Raw genomic sequence first — 18,528 nt, 5'->3', positions numbered from 1 at the left:
CATTATTTGGCGGGCAACGCACGATAACGTCAGCGAACGGCATACACTGTCGGCTGAATCCATCCTGCGCGGCCCGCTGGCCGCCCCTCTGCGAGCATCCCCCGTCGTGACCACCGCCCCGTTCTCCACCCTGCCTCTTCTGCCCGCCCTGCTCGACAACCTGCAAAGCCTGGGTTTCGAACAGATGACGCCTATCCAGGCACAAAGCCTGCCGCTCGTGCTGGAAGGCCGCGACCTGATCGCGCAGGCCAAGACCGGCAGCGGCAAGACCGCCGCCTTCGGCCTGGGCGTCCTGCAGACACTGGATACCCGACGCCTGGCCCCACAGGCCCTGCTGGTCTGTCCGACCCGGGAACTGGCCGACCAGGTTGCCCAGGAACTGCGTCGACTGGCCCGGCTGATTCCCAACGTCAAAATCCTGACCCTGTGCGGCGGCGTAGCGGCACGCCCCCAGGCCGAATCACTGGCACGAGGTGCGCACATTGTGGTGGGCACGCCCGGCCGTATCCAGGATCACCTGGCGCGCGGCAACCTGGATCTGTCCGGCCTGACCACACTGGTACTGGACGAAGCCGACCGCATGGTGGACATGGGCTTTCACGACGACATCGTCGCCATCGCCTCGCGTTGCCCGGCCAAGCGCCAGACCCTGCTGTTCTCGGCGACCTACCCCGACAACATCCGCAAGCTGAGCGCCCGCTTCCTGCGCAACCCGGCCGAGGTCAAGGTCGAGACACAGCACGATGCCAGCCGCATCGAACAGATTTTCTATGAAATCGACGACAGCGAACGGCTCGACGCCGTAGTCCAGCTTTTGGCCCATTTCCGACCCGAATCCACGCTGGCCTTCTGCAACACCAAGATCCGCAGCCACGAGCTGATCGAGCGCCTGCGTGCCGAAGGCATCAGTGCCCAGGCACTCAATGGCGATCTGGAACAACGTGACCGCGACGAAATCCTGATCCAGTTCTCCAACCGAAGCTGCGCCGTGCTGGTCGCCACCGACGTCGCTGCGCGCGGCCTGGATATCCAGAACCTGGGTGCCGTGATCAATGTGGACGTGACCAAGGACACCGAAGTCCACGTCCATCGCATCGGCCGCAGCGGTCGCGGCGACCAGAAAGGCCTGGCGCTGAGCCTGTGCTCGCCCGAGGAAATGCACTGGGCCAACCTGATCGAGCAGTACCAGGGCAGCCCGCTGAAATGGGCCGACATCAAGTCCCTGCGCCCCAAGTCGGATCGCCCCCTGCGCGCGCCCATGGTCACGCTGTGCATCCATGGCGGCAAGAAAGACAAACTGCGCCCCGGCGACCTGCTGGGTGCCCTGACGGGCGACGGCGGGCTGAGCTTCGAACAGGTCGGCAAGATCAACATCACCGAGTTCAATGCCTATGTGGCACTGGATCGACAGATCGCCAAGCAGGTGTTCTCCAGAGTGTCGAACAGCAATATCAAGGGCAAGCGGTTCCGAATGCGATATCTGGAAGAGTTCTGAACGATGAGGTGCCAGAGGGCCTGGCCGCCTCTGTCAGCGATGCCAGGGCCAAGCGCCCTGGGCTGCTCTTGGCGCCGACGGCAACCTTATGGCAGCAGCTTGCTGCCTCTCTCGCGGGCAGTCCCGCACGCAATGCAAACACAAAGAAAAAAGGCCCGCCGAAAAATCGACAAGCCTTTTTCTAAAACAAAATTTTGGTGGGCCCTGCGAGACTCGAACTCGCGACCAACGGATTAAAAGTCCGCTGCTCTACCGACTGAGCTAAAGGCCCAAGCCCGCTATTATTGCGTCTTTCAGGACTACTGTCAAACGACAGGGTCCTGTTTTCAACACCTTACCAGGCGGGTACCACCGAGCCCTTGTACTGCTCCTCGATAAAGGCCTTGATCGGGGCGCTCTGATAAGCTTCGATCAGGGTCTTGAACTCGGGGCGATCCTTGTCCTGCTCACGCACCACGATCACATTGGCATAGGGCGACTCGGCGGATTCGCGGGCGATGGCGTCCTTGTTGGGATCGAGGCCGGCTTCCAGCGCAAAGTTGGTGTTGATCGCGGCAGCATCGACATCACCCAGCGAGCGCGGCAGTTGAGCCGCATCCAGTTCGACGAAACGCAGCTTGCGCGGGTTTTCGACGATGTCGATGGGGGTCGCACGCAGACCAGCCTTGGGGTCCAGCTTGATCAGTCCCAGGCTCTCAAGCAGCAGGAGGGCACGACCACCATTGGTCGGGTCATTGGGCACGGCAATGCGGCCACCCTCGCCCACTTCATCCAGCGACTTGACCTTCTGGCTGTAGATGCCAATCGGGAAAATCACGGTCTTGGCGATGCTGACCAGACCATAGCCGCGGTCAGCATTGGCCGTATCCAGATAGGGTTGGTGCTGGTAGCTGTTGGCATCCAGGTCACCGGCGGCCAGGGCGGCATTGGGCTGCACGTAGTCGCTGAACTCAACGACCTTGATATCCAGCCCCTGCTTGATGGCCTCTTTCTTGACCTCTTCGAAAATCTGGCCGTGCGGGCCGGCGGTCACGCCCACGGTAATCGACGCATTCTGCGCCCAAGCCGACGAGACGGCAAACAGCGGAGCCAGTGCCAGCGCGGCAGCGGACTTGATCAGGATTCGTTTGTTGAAATTCATGAAAACACTCCAGTCTGCCGTAATCGGCAAGATAAATGACACGAAAAAAATACCCCCACGCTTGTCGCTACGCTCCGGCGCTGCCCCCCAAGGGGGCGCTTTTTGTCTTGGGGCGGCCCGGCGACAAAAAATACCCCCACGCTTGTCGCTGCGCGCCGGCGCTGCCCCCCAAGGGGGCGCTTTTTGTCTTGGGGCGGCCCGGCGACAAAAAATACCCCCACGCTTGTCGCTGCACGCCAGCACTGCCCCCAAGGAAACGCTTTTTGGCTTGGAACAGCCCGGCGACAAAAAATCAGCGATGCGACAAGCGACGTACCAGCCAGTCACCCAGACTCTGCACGGCCTGCACCAGCACGATCAGCACCAGCACCACGATCAGCATCACATCGGGCATGAAGCGCTGGTAGCCGTAGCGAATCGCCAGATCCCCCAGCCCGCCACCACCGATGGCACCGGCCATGGCCGAATAGCCGATCAGGCTCACCAGGGTGACCGTAGTCGCCGCGATCACGCTGGGCAAGGCCTCGGGCAGCAGCACTTTGACAATGATCTGCATCGGCGTGCCGCCCATGGCGCGCGCCGCCGTGATCAGGCCGCGATCCACTTCACGCATGGCGTTTTCGGCCACCCGCGCCATGAAGGGAATGGCGGCCAGCGCCAGCGGCACGATGGCGGCACGCGTACCGATCGATGTGCCGGCAATGAGCCGGGTCAGCGGGATGATTGCCACCAGCAGGATCACAAAGGGCACCGAACGCGTGGCGTTGACGATCACACCCAGTACCCGGTTGAATACCGGACGCGGCAGCATGCCACGCGCATCGGTCACGGTCAGCGCCACGCCCAGCGGCACGCCCACCAGCACGGCAGCCAAACCTGCCACGCTCACCATCAGCAGCGTTTCAAGCAGCGAAGTCCACAGCAGGTCAAGCAGTTGCGGATTCATGATTCACTTCTTCCAGAACAATGTTTTTTTGACGAACGGCAATCTGCGCCGCTTCGATGCGCTCGGCTGCGCCCTGCGCCACGACAAACAGGGTCCCCACGGCCACGCCCTGGATATCCTCAATGCGGGCCTGCACCAATGACAGGCGCAGGTCGAACTGGCGCGACAGGTCAGACAGCAGGGCACCGGAATCCTGGCCGGACAGGCCCAGCTTCCAGAGCCGGGCATCCTGCCCCGACTCGGCGCGTGCCTGGCCCAGGCGGTCGCGCAGTGTGGCCAAAGTCTCGTCGGTCAGTTCCGATGCCGTCACGGCCGACACCATGGCACGCGTAATATCGTGTTCCGGTGCGGCAAAGACCCGTGCCGTCGGCCCGGACTCGACGATATGGCCCTTGTCGATCACGGCCACGCGATCACACACCTGGCGTACAACCTCCATCTGGTGCGTAATCATGACGATGGTCACACCGGTCTTGCGGTTGATTTCACGCAACAGCGTCAGGATGGTGGCCGTGGTTTCCGGGTCCAGCGCCGAAGTCGCCTCGTCGCTGAGCAGCACGTCGGGGTCGTTGGCCAGCGCACGGGCAATGCCCACGCGCTGCTTCTGCCCGCCACTGATCTGCGCCGGATAGCGATCATGCAGATGTGCCAGTCCCACCAGATCGAGCAGGCGCGCCACGCGCGGTCCGATCTCGCTGGCGGGCACACCGGCGATTTCCAGCGGCAGGGCCACGTTGCCGGCCACGGTACGGCGCGCCAGCAGGTTGAAGCCCTGGAACACCATGCCGATACGCCGCCGCTGCTGGCGCAATTGCGACTCGGGCAATCCTGTCAGCACCTGCCCACCGATGGTGATCGCTCCCTGATCGGGCTGCTCCAGCAGGTTGATGCATTGCACCAGCGTGCTCTTGCCCGCGCCGCTCGGCCCGATGACGCCGAAGATTTCGCCTTTGCCGATCTCCAGCGAGATCCCGCGCAGCGCGTCGAAACGACCACGCGGCGTGACATAGGTCTTATGAATATTTTCAATATGAATCATGACCGGCCCATTCTGCCAGTAATAAAAAAATCTGGAAAACGCTCTTTTCTCAGATCTATATTTCCATTGGAAATATAAGAAAACACGGGGAAGTCGGAGAAATACACCATGCCGCCTTGCGCGGCACCTGCCCCGCGAGCAGCGGCCGCGCAGGCCGCTGCATGAACCACACAGTACCCGGATTCGCTCAGCGCGCCCGGGATATACGTACTTCAGCCCCGCGCCGCTTGACCTCCAGTCCATCGGACGCCAGGATGCGCAGCCCTTCGAGCCCCTTGATATAGCTGGATCCCTGCATCTGCATCACGCGGATCTTGTTGCGCATGACCACGGGGTTGTGCTCGGGCATGCCGAACATCCAGACCTCGTCGAGAATGCGGGCCGAATTGAATTCGCCGGTATGCTGGGTAGCAGGTCCGAGGCACAACATGTGCCCTTCGCGGCCAAACACCGGATACTGGTCGAGATCGCAGCGCATCTCCAGAATCTGACCGCCTTCGTAGCGCACGCCCGTGTTGAGATCCCACCAGGCGTCGCCAGCCGGCAGGTACACGAACGATGCCTCGCCGGGTGCCGTGATCGGCGCAACCAGAATGGCCGGGCCCAGCAGGAACTGCAGGTCCCAGGCATGTGCCGCAGGATCATTGGGGAAGGACAGTGCCATCGACCGCTGCACCGGCAACCCGGTACGGGCAGCATCCTCGATCGCCCCCAGCACATAGGGGATCAGACGATAGCGCCACTCCAGCCAGGTGCGCACATGCGCCTGAACGGACTCGTCGAAACGCCAGGGCAGAAAAGCTTCCGCCCCCTGCAGGACGAAATTGGCCGAAAAGGTCAGACAGCTCAGCCAGCGCACATAGAGTTCGCCATCGAGCGCATCGACCGGCGCATCGGGGTTGCCAAAATAGTGCACCGTGGCCGGCACGGCACTGTGCCCGACCGACAGCGCGGCGCGCAAGCTGTTTTCCAGGCCGTCCCAAGTATTGTCGACCTGTGGACCTGCCAGCCAGGGCAGGCGCTGTGCGGCCGGCATGAGATCACGACTCCAGACGATACCTTCGGGCGGGGTCTTGTGCCCGGCCACGGCATCGAACAGAGCACGCTTGACCAGCAGCGGGTACACCGTGCGCAATACCGCGCCGGTTTCGCCACCACGCGCCTCGATGCCATCGGGAATATCAATCTGCACATCGCAGGCCGGCGCGTCCAGACCATCGTCCAGCAACTGGCGATGCCGCTCGCACCACAGTGCATACACCTCGCGATGGGTCAGGTCCAGCAGGCCGAACGGCTGGCCTGCACTCTGCGCGCAGCCCGGGAAAACATGTGCCGCACCGTCTTCATCGGCCAGCAGCCACATGCGATCTTCCAGCTCTTCGAACAGCGGATGATCCGCAGGCACGCCGGGAAAACCGTAACCGCAGACCTGGGCACTATGCTTGTGAAACAGCGCCATCAATTGCCGCGCATCCGGGAAACGGGTCGCATCCCATTCCAGCGCCAGCTTGCCCTGCAGGCTCCAGGCCGCAGGGCCGGACAACAGGATGTTGTCGAACGGAATCCGCTCGGCACGCAGCCGCTCGGCCAGCTCTGCCGTCTGCACCGGGGTTGCCTGCGCGTCCTGCTGGACCCAGGCCCCCATGGCCCACAGCACCGGCTGTCCGGCACGGCCTGTCAGTTGCGTGTACTGATTGAGAATTTCGGCCGGTTCGCCCACGAACAGGAACAGGTCCAGTGCGGGGGCCTCGATGTCGATCTGATATTGATCGGGGCTGGACTCGACGCCCAGCCAGTGCTCGACACGATGCAGCGTATTGACGTAGATCCCCCAGCCTGACGGGCTCCAGGCCAACGGCAGGGCACGATAGGCGGGCACATCGGACACCACGACTTCGCCGCGACGGTCAGGATTGCCCTGGGTTTCACCCAGGCCATAGACCGCCTCGCCTGCCGGCAGGGCAAAGGCCGCTCGCGCAAAAGGCTGGCCGCAACCGGCCTTGCTGGCGGCTTCGCTTACGACCTCGAAGGGTGCGGCACCCGGCACATCGGCGGTGGACAGCACACAGCGATCGCCGCGATACAGCGCCAGCCGGACCGGATCGACCGAGATTTCCAGGCGGCCATCGCCCTGCTCGAAGCGCCAGCCCTTGCGACCGTCTTCTTCGAAGGCAACCGGCGTGGTTTCACCGATCCGCTCGAAACGGGCCAGCAACATCTCGGCACGCTGGCGGGCACGGCTGGCAGGTTTTTCTTCTGCCGCCACGCGGGCCGCAGAGTCGCAACGAAAGCGAAACACGCCCGGGGCGTGTGCCTCGACGTACAGCCGCAGATCCGGTCCCGCCTCGAACTCGAACTGGGCCGAATTTTCTGCAAGCAGTTTCAAGGTTTCAAGCGGCGTGGCAGGGCCAGCATCTAACTTGGACAGCACAGCGTATCCCCCGGCAAGAGCCAGTTGCAAAAACACGAAAAGGCTCTATTTTGACGGATTTGGCCACTAAAATAAACTCGTATCCGGTCTGCGTGCAGATAAAACGCTCCCGGACCCCGTCTGCAGGCATGCGCCAGGGTGCCTTCAGCGCGGCGCGATGGCCTGCAACAGCTCCTGCTCCAGCGGCACCGGTTCTCCCTCCAGCAGGCTGCCGATCACATCGCCGGCCAGCGCCGACCAGGTCACACCCATCGAGGCATAGCCCGTCGCCACCCACAATCCGGCCGCCCCCGGCACCGGACCGATGGCCGGCAGGCGACCCGGCATCACGACCCGCCAGCCCGCCCAGCCCGGCCACAGGCCATCCCGGCCCGGTGGCTGGATTCCGGCCTGCAACAGCGGCTGGCCAATGACCGACTGGATCTTCTCCATGATCTCGTGTTGTCCCTGCAGCGACACGCCAGCTTCGACCTGATGCGGCAGATACGTCGTGCCCAGCGCACAGACTCCGCCCAGCGCCGGCAGGAAATAACCATTGCCCGATACCACGCAGCGCGGCGCAGCCTTGAGCAGCCCCGCCTCCAGCAATACGATTTCACCCGCCATGGTGAACATGCCAGCCATGTCCGGCAGGCCTGCCAGCAAGCCGGCTTGCGCCAGCAGGCCCTGCACTGCAAGGCCATTGGCCAGCACCAGTGTATCGGCCTGCGCAATCACCTGCCCGCCTGCATCCAGCGCCTGCCATTTGTCGGCAGCCTCTGGACCACGTATCTGCGCCACCTGCGCCGACACCACCTCCACGCCCGGCGTGGCCAGCAGTGCACGGCACAGTGCATCGGGCTGCACGCGCAGACCGTCTGCAAAAAACAGGCCGGCCTGCGTCAGTGGCAGCCCCGCCAGTTCGCTCCCTTCTTCACGGCTGACCGCACGCACCCATTCCGGGGGAAACGCCAGGGCGGGCACCACATCCTGCGGCGCGGCCCGCTTGAGGTTTTCACCATGCACCTGCACCGTCCCGCAGTGCAGCGGCCGTGCCTCTGGCGGCAACGCCATCCAGCGTCGCAGGGCACGTTGGCTACCAGCTCGCGACAGGCGGGCACGGATATTGTCATCCTTGGAAATGGCGGGCGTCAGCGCAGCAGCGATATGCCCGTCATGGCGGGCCAGATCATGATCGAGCACCGTGACGCGCCAGCCGCGCAGGGCCAGCGCCTGCGCCACCCCGGCCCCCGCCAGGCCGCCCCCAACCACAATCGCATGGCGCTCGCCACTGGCCCGATGCGCAACAATCTGCGCGCCAGAAGACGGTCGACCATTCCAGTCGTGCGCCCGTCGCTGCGCCACGGTCATTTCACGCTTGCCGCCAAAGCCTGGCTGGCGCTGCACCTCGAAACCGGCCGTCTCCAGCGCCCGCCGCACGGCCCCGGCACTGGACCAGGTCGCAGCCGTGGCATCCGGCGCACAGCGTCGGGTCAGCCGATGCAGCATCTCGCTATCCCACATATCCGGATTGCGCGACGGTGCAAAGCCATCCAGGAAATAGGCATCGACCTGCGCCAGGATCTGCCCCGCCAGCACCTCGGCACGCCCGAAGGCCAGCGTCAGGGTCAGTGCGCCGCCCTCGAACTCCAGCCGGTGCAGACCCGGCAGCAGCGTTGGCCACTGAGCCTGCAACTGCGCCGCCAGCCCAGCCAACTCCGGCGGCACGCAGGCCTGCTGCAACGCAGTCAGATCAGCCCGGCGAAACGGGTGCGCCTCAATGGAAATCATGTGCAGGCGCTGTGGTCGCGCCGGATCGTCACGCCAGCGCCGCCACAGCGCCAGGAAGTTCAGCCCGAGACCGAAGCCGGTCTCGCAGACCGTGAACGAGGCGCGCCCCTGCCAGCGCTCCGGCAGACCATTGCCCCGGATGAATACATGCTCAGCCTGTGCCAGGGCACCATGCACGGTGTGGTAGACATCGCCATAGCGGTCGCTGTAGGGCGTACCTGCATCGTCAAAGGCAGGCGTGGCGGGTTCGAGAGGGATATAGGGTCCGGCCATGGAGTGCTTGCATCCGGCACACCTGTGCCGTCCAGTGAGGGAAGACTCGCACTTTACCCCCTTCACGTCACGCTGGCGTTGTCCCGCCTCAATTGTCTGCCCTCAAACTGTCACGACAGACGCGTACACTATCAGGATCCGTTATTCCCTTCAGGATGCATCCATGACCGATACCGTTTCCACGACCAGCCTGAACGCTGCACTCAACCTGCCCCAGGCGCTGGACGCGGCCACACAGGCGGCCCATGCCGGTGCCGCCATCCTGCAGGCCCACGCCTACCGCCGCGCCGACCTGATCATTGACCACAAGGCGCGCAACGACCTGGTATCGCAGGCAGACCGCGACGCCGAGCAGACCATTGTCGATATCCTGACCCGCCTCACCCCGCAATACGGTCTGATTGCCGAAGAAACCGGCGGACAGACACATGGCCAGGCCACCTGGTACATCGACCCGCTCGACGGCACCACCAATTTCCTGCACGGCATCCCGCACTATGCCGTCTCGATTGCGCTGATCGCCCATGCCGGCACTGCCATCGCCCCTGATGTCGTCGTCACCGAGGACACCCCCGTGGTGGCTGTCGTCTACGATCCCAGCCGCGAAGAGATGTTCACCGCCGTGCATGGCGGCGGTACCCGCCTGAACAGCCAGCGAGTACAGTGCTCGCGCACCGATGCACTGGCAGACGCCCTGCTGGCAACGGGCCTGCCGTTCCGCGATTTTTCCTTTGCCGACGAATACATGCCCATGCTGGATCAGGCGATCCACCAGACCCGCGGCGTACGCCGGCTGGGCGCGGCCGCCCTGGACCTGGCCTGGGTCGCCTGCGGCCGCTTCGACGGCTACTGGGAGCTGGGCCTCGCCCCCTGGGACGTGGCCGCCGGCACACTGCTGGTACGCGAGGCCGGCGGCATCGCCACCGACCTGCGCGGGCGCGATCCCTGGCCCATCAAGGGCGACGTGATCAGCGGCGGCCGCCACCTGCACCCCTTGCTGTGCGGCATGGTCGAACCTTACCTGCAACGGGGATAAGTGTCCGCAGTGCGTGGCACTCGGGCATAATATCCATCCGATAGTCTTTGTTCCGAACGCCATGCAACTGCTCGAACCGATCGTCGGCTGGCAAGCCGAGATGGCTGCCCTCCGGCGCGACATCCACGCCCATCCCGAACTGGGCTACGAAGAACACCGCACCTCCGGCCTGATCGCTGACCGGCTGACGGCCTGGGGCATCCCCGTGATCCGAGGTCTGGCCGGCACCGGTGTGGTCGGTGTCATCAAGGGCAACCAGCCAGACAATGGCCGCGCCATCGGCCTGCGTGCCGACATGGATGCTCTGCCCATGCAGGAGGTCAACACCTTCGCCCATGCCAGCACCATCCCCGGCAAGATGCACGGCTGTGGCCACGATGGCCATACGGTCACGCTGCTGTCGGCTGCACGCTACCTGGCGCAGCATCCCGACTTTGCCGGCACGGTCTATGCCATATTCCAGCCTGCCGAAGAAGGGGGTGCGGGTGCCGAGCGCATGGTGCAGGATGGCCTGTTCGAGCGTTGCCCGATGGATGCCGTATTCGGCATGCACAACTGGCCCGGCATGCCGGTCGGCAGCTTCGGCCTGTCGAGCGGGCCCATCATGGCCTCCAGCAACGAGTTCGATATCGTGATCGAAGGCAAGGGTGCACATGCAGGCATGCCGCACCTGGGTATCGATCCCGTCATGGCAGCCGTACAGATCGCCCAGGCGCTGCAGAGCATCGTCACGCGCAATCGCAATCCGCTTGATGCTGCCGTGCTCAGCGTGACCCAGATCCATACCGGCAGTGCCTACAACGTGGTGCCCAACGAAGCCATCCTGCGCGGCACCGTACGCACGTTTACCGATGTCACGCTGGACCTGATCGAGCGGCGCATGGGCGAAATCGTCGAGCATACCGGGCTGGCCCTGGGCTGCAAGGCGCGACTGCGTTTCGAGCGCAACTACCCGCCTACCGTCAACGATGCCATCGAAACGGCGGTCTGTGCGGACGTTCTGACGGCACTGGCAGGCCCCGAGCAGGTCATCACCCAGGTCGAACCGTCGATGGGTGCCGAAGACTTCGCCTTCATGCTGCGCCACAAGCCGGGCAGCTATGTCTGGCTGGGCAATGGCGATGGCACGCACCGCGAGGCCGGCGCGGGTGCCGGTCCCTGCATGCTGCACAATGGCAGCTACGATTTCAATGACGACCTGATCCCCCTGGGGGCCACCTACTGGGTGCGACTGGCCCAGCATCGCCTGGCGCAACCGCCGGCACGTTGATCGACACGTCTGGCCAGGACACGCATCCTGCACTGGCCGGCAAACATCAATCAGCCGCCCTGGCCGTCCTCCGGCCCGAACAACCGGGCCAGTTCGACCACGTTGCGCACACCCATTTTCTCGAGCACACGTGCACGGTGGACTTCCACCGTGCGCATCGAAATAGTCAGCTCATCGGCGATCTGTTTGTTGAGCAGCCCCAGCAGCACCTTCTGCAACACATCGACCTCGCGTGCCGACAGCGTGGCAAGCCGCGTATCGCGTTCCTGCTCGCGGCGATAGCGATCCAGCCGTGCCTCGCCCTTGCGGATGGCGCTGAGGACACGATCCACCAGGTCATTGTCATTGAACGGCTTCTCGATGAAATCGGCGGCACCGCGCTTGAGTGCCTCGACGGCCAGCGGCAGATCACCATGGCCAGTCAGAAACACCACGGGTTGCGGTGCCTTCCTGGCCAGCAGCCAGTTGAACACCTCCAGGCCGGACATTTCATTCATGCGGATATCCAGCAGGATGCAGCCCTTCAATTCCGGCGTCCAGCCTTCGATAAAGGCCTCGCCAGACGGCCATAATTGACTGCTGACGCCGCGCGAGTAGAGCAGCCATTCGAGCGAGTCGCGAATGGCCGGGTCATCATCGACGACCTGCACCAGTTCCTGCCCGTTTTGTTGCTGATCCATCCCTATCCCTCCTCCACACCCGGTGCGCAGGGCAGCGAAAACAGGAAAGTCGCCCCCCCTGACGCACCGGCTTCGAACCAGAGATGCCCCTGATGGATCTCCAGGATCGAGCGACAGATATTGAGCCCCATCCCCATGCCCACCGCCTTGGTCGTCACAAACGGCATGAACACCCGCTCCATGACCTCGGGTGCAATACCATGCCCCATGTCGGCCACGGCCACCAGCGCCCGCTCTTCATGGCGCTCGACGCTGACCCGCACCAACTTGTCCGGCCCCGCCACGTCCTGCATGGCCTCGGTGGCATTGCGGATCAGGTTGAGCAGAACCTGCTCGATCAGTACCGGATCGACACTGACGGCCAAGTGTGTCTGCGTCGCCTCGAAGGCCAGCCGGACACCGGAACGACGCGCATCCAGGGCAGCGAAGGCCACCGTATCCTCGACCAGTCGGACCAGATCGCAATCCTCGCGCTCGGGCTCCCGCTTGCGCACGAAATCATGGATACGGCGAATGATCTGACCGGCCCGACGGTTCTGTCCCGCCAGGTTCTCAAGCGTGGTGTGCAAGCGTGCATGATCGACCGGTTCACGTTGCAGCATGTTCAGACAGCCGGCAGCATAACTGGCGATGGCGGCCAGCGGCTGGTTGAGTTCATGCGCCAGCGTGGAAGCCATTTCGCCCATGGTGATCAGCCGGCCGGTCTGCTGTAGCCGGTCGGCCTGCTGGCTGGCCTGCTCTTCCGCGCGGCGCCTGTCGGACACATCGATGATCGAAGCCATCCAGCCCACATGCGTGCCACCGGCATCGATCAGCGGTGCCTCGTACACCATGACATCGAGCGCCTTGCCGTCACGCCGCCGGAATACCGTCTCGAAGCTGTGTGCGGTCGGCACCTGCCCCAGGTTGCGATGACGCTCCAGCGTTTCGGAGATGAGGTCCGGTTGCCACCACGGCATGGGTGGCGAGCGGCCGATGATTTCGCCCGGCTCCCAGCCCACCATGCGGGCAAAGGCCGGATTGACGTAAATGATGCGTCCCTCCAGGTCGCGGGCGCGCAGGCCGACTGTGATCGAATCCTCCATCGCCTTGCGGAATACCTGCTCGCGCCGCAGTGCCTGCTCGGCACGGATACGCAACTTGAGGTGGCGACGCTGCATCCAGAGGTTGACCACGGCCAGCAGGGTCAGCCCCAGAATCACCGACAGCAGGGTCTGCTGCAACCGCCCATCCTCGCTGGCTTCGAAGGGCGACAGCGTCAGGAACAGGCCGCTGAATGGCGGATCGAACGCCATCGTATAGGCGGCGCTGCTGTCGGCCTGGGCATTCGACTTGCTGACCAGAGTATCGCCCCCTACGCTGGTCAGCGATACCTGATAGCGCTCACCGATCCACCAGGGCACGTTGGCGCGCAGCAGATTGCCCAGCGACAGCACGGCCTCCAGCGTCCCGAGCGGCACATTGTGCTCGCTGAACACCGGCAACCGCAGCACAGACAGCAAACGCCCCCGCACGAAGACCGGCGGGCTCCACTGGGCCCGGCTGGGCTGCCCCTGTGTGCGTGGCGGCACGCCGACCGTGGGCAGCATCGCCATGTCTTCCTGCAACCCCGGATCACCTACGGGTGCAATGGCATCGAGCGTGCCGTCGATGCGACGCAGGGCGATATAGACCAGTTCGGCATGGTTGGCTTCCATATGGCGTGCCCGCGCCAGGGTATTGGCCGGCAGCTCGGCAGACTGCCCCATCTCGGCAGCCAGCCGGTAGAGATTACTTTCATGGCTTTCGAGCTGGAAACGCAGCGTCTGCTCGACCCACAGGGTATCGCGCACCAGTTTTTCGCGTTGCTCCACCCTGATATCGCGCTCATTCATCCACATGAACGCGGCAATCAGCGCCACGATCAGCAGGATCGCAATAATCGGAATGATGGCGACGACAGCCCCGCCCTGAGAAGGCGTACCCGGATCGGATGAGCGTGACTGCGCGGGAAGGTTGACCGGCACTTCGGATTTCCACAATAGCAAAAGAGGATTATTGCCTCTATTCTCGCGCTCTGTCGTGCCTAAAGGCCGGCAATACACATAAGGGATAACCCTAAAATTATTATCGGAGGAAACACATGAAGCGTATTTTCGCAGCAGGCCTGGCCGCCGCCGCACTCTGCACCAGTGCCGCCAGCTTCGCCCAGGACGCCCCCATCATCATCAAATTCAGCCACGTCGTGTCGCCCGACACGCCCAAGGGCAAGGGTGCCGACCGCTTCAAGCAACTGGCCGAGCAATACACCGACGGCAAGGTCAAGGTCGAGGTTTATCCCAACTCGCAACTCTACAAGGACAAGGAAGAACTCGAAGCCCTGCAACTGGGTGCCGTCCAGATGCTGGCTCCGTCGCTGGCCAAGTTCGGCCCACTGGGCGTGCGTGAATTCGAAGTCTTCGACCTGCCCTACATCTTCCAGAACAAGGAAGACCTGCGCAAGATCACTGACGGCGAAGTTGGCCAGGGCCTGTTGGACAAGCTCCAGCCCAAGGGCATCACCGGCCTGGCCTACTGGGACAACGGCTTCAAGATCATGAGCGCCAACAGCCCGCTGCAGACCCCCGACGATTTCCTGGGCCTGAAGATGCGCATCCAGTCCTCCAAGGTGCTCGAATCGCAAATGAAGGCGCTCGATGCCGTGCCGCAGGTGATGGCCTTCTCCGAGGTCTACCAGGCCCTGCAGACCGGCGTGGTCGATGGCACCGAGAACCCGCCGTCGAACATGTTCACCCAGAAGATGCATGAAGTGCAAAAGCACGCCACGCTGTCCGACCACGGCTATCTGGGCTACGCAGTCATCGTCAACAAGAAGTTCTGGGACGAACTGCCTGCCGACGTGCGCGCCAACCTGGAAAAGGCCATGGCCGAGGCAACCGCCTACGCCAACGACATCGCCCAACAGGAAAACGACGATTCGCTGGCCGCCATGCGCGCTTCCGGCAAGACCACCTTCCATGAACTGAGCGACGCAGAGCGCCAGGAATGGATTGCCGCACTCGAGCCCGTGCACAAGGAAATGGCCTCGCGCATCGGCCAGAGCACCATCGACGCCGTCAACAGCGCCCTGGGCCGCTGATCCCTGCCTTGCCGTCGCAACGCAGGACTGCCATGCCTGGCAGTCCTGCGGCTGACTCCCGGAGTCTCCCATGTTTTCAAAAATTCTCGATCGCTTCGAAGAGAACCTGATCTCGCTGCTGATGATATCGGCCGTGGTCATCATCTTCATCGCCGTCTGCCAGCGCTATTCGATCGGCCTGATCGCCGACCTGATCGGCTGGAGTCGCCAGAATGACTATCCCTGGCTGCAGCAGCAGGCTCGCTCGGCCTATCGCAGCCTGAGCGGCATCAATCTGCTCTGGGCCCAGGAACTCTGTATCTACCTGTTTGTCTGGATGGCCAAGTTCGGTGCCGCCTACGGCGTGCGCCTGGGCATCCACGTCGGGGTCGATGTCCTGGTCAATATGGTCTCGCCGCCCCTGCGCAAGACCCTGATCGTCATCTCCATCCTGGCGGGTGTCCTGTTCACCGCCATCGTCGCCTGGATCGGCGGCAGCTTCACCTGGGACATCGCCAAGACCGGCACCGTCTCGCCCGACCTTGAAATCGAGATGTGGATCGTCTATCTGGCCGTGCCCGCAGGTTCAGCGCTGATGTGCTTCCGCTTCCTGCAGACCCTGGTCACTTACCTGCGCACCGGCGGCCTGCCGCATCACGGGCATGGCATGCAGGAAGAGCTTGAAGAAGAACTGCTCAAACCGGAGGCAGCAAAAGCATGAATACCCTGATCATTTTCCTGTTGCTGCTGGTGCTGCTGCTGACCGGCATGCCGGTCTCGATCGCGCTGGGCCTCACGGTGATGACCTTCCTCTTCACCATGACCAATGTGCCCATGGACAGCATCGCGCTCAAGCTGTTCACCGGGATCGAGAAATTCGAAATCATGGCCATCCCGTTCTTTATCCTGGCGGGCAGCTTCCTCACCCACGGGGGGGTGGCCAAACGGATGATCCGGTTTGCCACCTCGATGGTCGGCCACTTGCCCGGCGGCCTGGGCCTGGCCGCCGTGCTGGCCTGCGCGCTGTTCGCCTCGATCTCCGGCTCCTCACCGGCTACCGTGGCGGCAATCGGCTCCATCATCATGCCTGCCATGGTCAAGCAGGGCTTTCCCGCCAAGTTCGGCACCGGCATCGTGGCCACCTCGGGCGGCCTGGGCATCCTGCTGCCGCCGTCGATCGTGATGGTGATGTACGCCGTCGCCACCAGCGGCATGATGGTCGAAGGCCCGGATGGCGAACGTATCGCCTCAGCCTCCATCGGCCAGTTGTTCATTGCCGGCGTGGTACCGGGTCTGATCCTGGCCTTCATGCTGGGCGTGACCACCATGTACCGTGCCTGGAAGCACAACTACCCCCGCCAGCCCAAGGCCAGCTGGGGTGAGCGCTGGCAGGCGTTCCGGGAATCGGTCTGGGGCCTGATGCTGGTCATCATCGTGATGGGCGGGATCTACAGCGGCGTGTTCACCCCCACCGAAGCCGCCGCCATGAGCGCCGTGTACGCCTTCATCATCGCCGTGTTCGTGTACAAGGACATCAAACTGCGCGACGTCAAGAAGATCGTGCTCGATTCGGCTGCGATGAGCGCGATGCTGCTGTACATCATCACCAACGCCGTGATGTTCGCCTTCATCCTGACCTCCGAGCAGATTCCGCAGGGTATTGCCGCCTGGATCGTCGAGCAGGGCTTGGGTGTGGTGGCCTTCCTGCTGTTCGTCAACGTGCTGTTGCTGATCATCGGCATGGTGATGGAGCCGTCCGGCCTGATCCTGATCATGGCCCCCATCCTGTTCCCCGTCGCCATGAAGCTGGGCATCGACCCGGTGCACTTCGGCATCATGCTGGTGGTAAACATGGAAATCGGTCTGGCGACCCCACCCGTAGGGTTGAACCTGTACGTGGCATCCAGCATATCCAAGCTGGGGCTGACAGATGTCACCAAGGCAACCTTCCCATGGCTGATCACGGGGCTGATCTTCCTGATGATGATCACGTTCATCCCGGAAATCACGCTCTGGCTGCCACGCCTGACCGGCTGGATGTAATCGCGAGCAGATCCGGCCCCGCCGTTGCGACGGCAGGCTCGGATCAGCGAGCGGCAACACGATGCGCCTCCTCTGTGGGGCGCATTTTCGTTGTGCCCCTCCACATCGCTTGACCCGCAAGCAGGTAGAGCATTCAGTTTTTCCAAAGCCTGCCTTTCGAATCCCCTCAGCCGGGAATACCCGATTCGTGACATCCACAATAGGAAAGCCCCAACGCCTCCTTTACGCTGTCTTCAATGCCGCCACAGGCAGGCACACAGGGCCACACCCTGAATGCAAAAACATATTGGAGACACACATGAAACGCTTGATTACCGCAGGCCTGACCGCCGCGCTATTTTGCGCCGGGCCGCTCGCCCAGGCCCAGGACGCCCCCATCATCATCAAGTTCAGCCACGTCGTCGCTCCCGACACGCCCAAGGGCAAGGGTGCCGACCGCTTCAAGGAACTGGCCGAGCAATACACCGACGGCAAGGTCAAGGTCGAGGTCTATCCCAACTCGCAGCTCTACAAGGACAAGGAAGAACTCGAAGCCCTGCAACTGGGTGCCGTCCAGATGCTGGCTCCGTCGCTGTCCAAGTTCGGCCCGCTGGGCGTGCGCGAGTTCGAAGTGTTCGACCTGCCCTACATCTTCCGCAGCAAGGAAGACCTGCGCAAAGTCACCGACGGCGAAGTCGGCAAGAACCTGCTGGACAAACTCCAGCCCAAGGGCATCACCGGCCTGGCCTACTGGGACAACGGCTTCAAGATCATGAGTGCCAACCGGTCCATGCATACACCGGATGACTTCTTCGGCCTGAAGATGCGCATCCAATCCTCCAAAGTGCTCGAATCCCAGATGCGAGCGCTTGATGCCGTACCGCAGATGATGGCCTTCTCCGAGGTCTACCAAGCCATGCAGACCGGCGTGGTCGACGGCTCGGAAAACACGCCGTCGAACATGTATACCCAGCAGGTCTACGATGTGCAGAAGCATGCCACCCTTTCCGACCACGGTTATATCGGCTATGCGGTGATCGTCAACAAGAAATTCTGGGATGAGCTGCCGGCCGACGTGCGCGCCAACCTGGAAAAGGCCATGGCCGAGGCAACGACGTATGCCAACGACATAGCCCAACAGGAAAACGATGCCGCGCTGCTCGCCATGCAGGCAACCCGCAAGACCAACTTCCATGAGATGACGGATGCAGAACGCCAGCAATGGATCGAAACGCTGGAACCCGTCCACCAGGAAATGGCTTCCCGCATCGGCCAGGAAACCATCGACGCCGTCTACCAGGCGCTGGGCCGCTAGCCCAGCACGCACG

14 protein-coding genes and 1 tRNA gene are annotated in these 18,528 nt (G+C 63.1%); 7 read left to right on the top strand and 8 right to left on the bottom strand.

Translation table 11 applies throughout. The features are described 5' to 3' along the window. The first annotated feature begins 106 nt into the window (after positions 1-106). Positions 107-1,495: an ATP-dependent RNA helicase DbpA gene (gene dbpA / locus DD235_RS10305; RefSeq protein WP_109062271.1), complete on the top strand. Its 1,389-nt coding sequence runs from the start codon at positions 107-109 to the stop codon at positions 1,493-1,495. 195 nt (positions 1,496-1,690) lie between these two features. On the opposite strand, the gene DD235_RS10300 is transcribed toward dbpA, so the two are convergent. The 6 genes from DD235_RS10300 to mnmC form a co-directional block, all read right to left on the bottom strand. Then, positions 1,691-1,766 (bottom strand) — tRNA-Lys (locus tag DD235_RS10300). A gap of 63 nt (positions 1,767-1,829) precedes the next feature. Next, positions 1,830-2,636 (bottom strand): MetQ/NlpA family ABC transporter substrate-binding protein, encoded by an 807-nt coding sequence (locus DD235_RS10295; protein ID WP_109062007.1) that lies wholly within the window; start codon positions 2,634-2,636, stop codon positions 1,830-1,832. Positions 2,637-2,928: 292 nt separating this feature from the next. Continuing rightward, the gene (locus DD235_RS10290) at positions 2,929-3,582 is read right to left on the bottom strand and encodes a methionine ABC transporter permease (RefSeq protein WP_109062006.1); all 654 of its coding nucleotides are present in this window, start codon (positions 3,580-3,582) and stop codon (positions 2,929-2,931) included. Further along, positions 3,563-4,621: a methionine ABC transporter ATP-binding protein gene (locus DD235_RS10285; protein WP_109062005.1), complete on the bottom strand. Its 1,059-nt coding sequence runs from the start codon at positions 4,619-4,621 to the stop codon at positions 3,563-3,565. The genes DD235_RS10290 and DD235_RS10285 overlap by 20 nt, the downstream gene beginning before the upstream one ends. 187 nt (positions 4,622-4,808) lie before the next feature. Further along, positions 4,809-7,052, bottom strand: coding sequence for a glycoside hydrolase family 31 protein (locus DD235_RS10280; RefSeq protein WP_239990110.1), 2,244 nt, complete (start codon positions 7,050-7,052; stop codon positions 4,809-4,811). A 144-nt stretch (positions 7,053-7,196) separates the two neighbouring features. Further along, entirely contained in the window at positions 7,197-9,095 is a 1,899-nt protein-coding gene (gene mnmC / locus DD235_RS10275) for a bifunctional tRNA (5-methylaminomethyl-2-thiouridine)(34)-methyltransferase MnmC2/FAD-dependent 5-carboxymethylaminomethyl-2-thiouridine(34) oxidoreductase MnmC1 (RefSeq protein ID WP_109062004.1), read from the bottom strand. Positions 9,096-9,258: 163 nt separating this feature from the next. Here mnmC and DD235_RS10270 point away from each other — a divergent pair, with 163 nt between their 5' ends. Continuing rightward, the gene (locus DD235_RS10270; protein WP_109062003.1) at positions 9,259-10,131 is read left to right on the top strand and encodes an inositol monophosphatase family protein; all 873 of its coding nucleotides are present in this window, start codon (positions 9,259-9,261) and stop codon (positions 10,129-10,131) included. A 61-nt stretch (positions 10,132-10,192) separates the two neighbouring features. Continuing rightward, positions 10,193-11,401: a M20 aminoacylase family protein gene (locus tag DD235_RS10265; protein WP_109062002.1), complete on the top strand. Its 1,209-nt coding sequence runs from the start codon at positions 10,193-10,195 to the stop codon at positions 11,399-11,401. 50 nt (positions 11,402-11,451) lie between these two features. Here the strand turns inward: DD235_RS10265 and DD235_RS10260 are convergent, their stop codons facing one another. Together DD235_RS10260 and DD235_RS10255 are read right to left on the bottom strand one after the other, a co-directional pair. Continuing rightward, positions 11,452-12,081: a response regulator transcription factor gene (locus tag DD235_RS10260; protein ID WP_109062001.1), complete on the bottom strand. Its 630-nt coding sequence runs from the start codon at positions 12,079-12,081 to the stop codon at positions 11,452-11,454. 2 nt (positions 12,082-12,083) lie between these two features. Beyond that, positions 12,084-14,087: a sensor histidine kinase gene (locus tag DD235_RS10255; protein ID WP_109062000.1), complete on the bottom strand. Its 2,004-nt coding sequence runs from the start codon at positions 14,085-14,087 to the stop codon at positions 12,084-12,086. Positions 14,088-14,203: 116 nt separating this feature from the next. Here DD235_RS10255 and DD235_RS10250 point away from each other — a divergent pair, with 116 nt between their 5' ends. The 4 genes from DD235_RS10250 to DD235_RS10235 all read left to right on the top strand — a co-directional run bounded on the left by DD235_RS10250 (position 14,204) and on the right by DD235_RS10235 (position 18,515). After that, entirely contained in the window at positions 14,204-15,199 is a 996-nt protein-coding gene (locus DD235_RS10250) for a TRAP transporter substrate-binding protein (RefSeq protein WP_109061999.1), read from the top strand. 70 nt (positions 15,200-15,269) lie between these two features. Continuing rightward, positions 15,270-15,899 carry a TRAP transporter small permease gene (locus DD235_RS10245; protein WP_109061998.1) on the top strand — a complete coding sequence of 210 codons (630 nt, stop codon included), beginning with the start codon at positions 15,270-15,272 and terminating at the stop codon, positions 15,897-15,899. Then, positions 15,896-17,221: a TRAP transporter large permease gene (locus tag DD235_RS10240; protein ID WP_109061997.1), complete on the top strand. Its 1,326-nt coding sequence runs from the start codon at positions 15,896-15,898 to the stop codon at positions 17,219-17,221. Before DD235_RS10245 ends, DD235_RS10240 begins: the two co-directional genes overlap by 4 nt. A 298-nt stretch (positions 17,222-17,519) precedes the next feature. Next, positions 17,520-18,515, top strand: a complete 996-nt coding sequence (locus tag DD235_RS10235) for a TRAP transporter substrate-binding protein (RefSeq protein WP_109061996.1) — start codon at positions 17,520-17,522, stop codon at positions 18,513-18,515. Positions 18,516-18,528 lie beyond the last annotated feature (13 nt).

Origin of the sequence: Corticimicrobacter populi, assembly GCF_003123725.1 — a bacterium.
In the GTDB taxonomy this organism is placed as follows: Bacteria; Pseudomonadota; Gammaproteobacteria; order Burkholderiales; family Burkholderiaceae_B; genus Corticimicrobacter; species Corticimicrobacter populi.
Note: the sequence above shows the minus strand (reverse complement) of the source record. Positions and strands in the feature narration are given on the sequence as shown.

Bases quoted from the DNA above. Each gene is read 5' to 3' on its own strand.
- DD235_RS10235 (WP_109061996.1), top strand. From the start codon at position 17,520: ATGAAACGCTTGATTACCGCAGGCCTGACCGCCGCGCTATTTTGCGCC.
- DD235_RS10270 (WP_109062003.1), top strand. From the start codon at position 9,259: ATGACCGATACCGTTTCCACGACCAGCCTGAACGCTGCACTCAACCTG.
- DD235_RS10285 (WP_109062005.1), bottom strand. From the start codon at position 4,621: ATGATTCATATTGAAAATATTCATAAGACCTATGTCACGCCGCGTGGT.
- DD235_RS10260 (WP_109062001.1), bottom strand. From the start codon at position 12,081: ATGGATCAGCAACAAAACGGGCAGGAACTGGTGCAGGTCGTCGATGAT.
- DD235_RS10245 (WP_109061998.1), top strand. From the start codon at position 15,270: ATGTTTTCAAAAATTCTCGATCGCTTCGAAGAGAACCTGATCTCGCTG.
- DD235_RS10250 (WP_109061999.1), top strand. From the start codon at position 14,204: ATGAAGCGTATTTTCGCAGCAGGCCTGGCCGCCGCCGCACTCTGCACC.
- DD235_RS10240 (WP_109061997.1), top strand. From the start codon at position 15,896: ATGAATACCCTGATCATTTTCCTGTTGCTGCTGGTGCTGCTGCTGACC.
- DD235_RS10290 (WP_109062006.1), bottom strand. From the start codon at position 3,582: ATGAATCCGCAACTGCTTGACCTGCTGTGGACTTCGCTGCTTGAAACG.
- DD235_RS10295 (WP_109062007.1), bottom strand. From the start codon at position 2,636: ATGAATTTCAACAAACGAATCCTGATCAAGTCCGCTGCCGCGCTGGCA.
- mnmC (WP_109062004.1), bottom strand. From the start codon at position 9,095: ATGGCCGGACCCTATATCCCTCTCGAACCCGCCACGCCTGCCTTTGAC.
- DD235_RS10265 (WP_109062002.1), top strand. From the start codon at position 10,193: ATGCAACTGCTCGAACCGATCGTCGGCTGGCAAGCCGAGATGGCTGCC.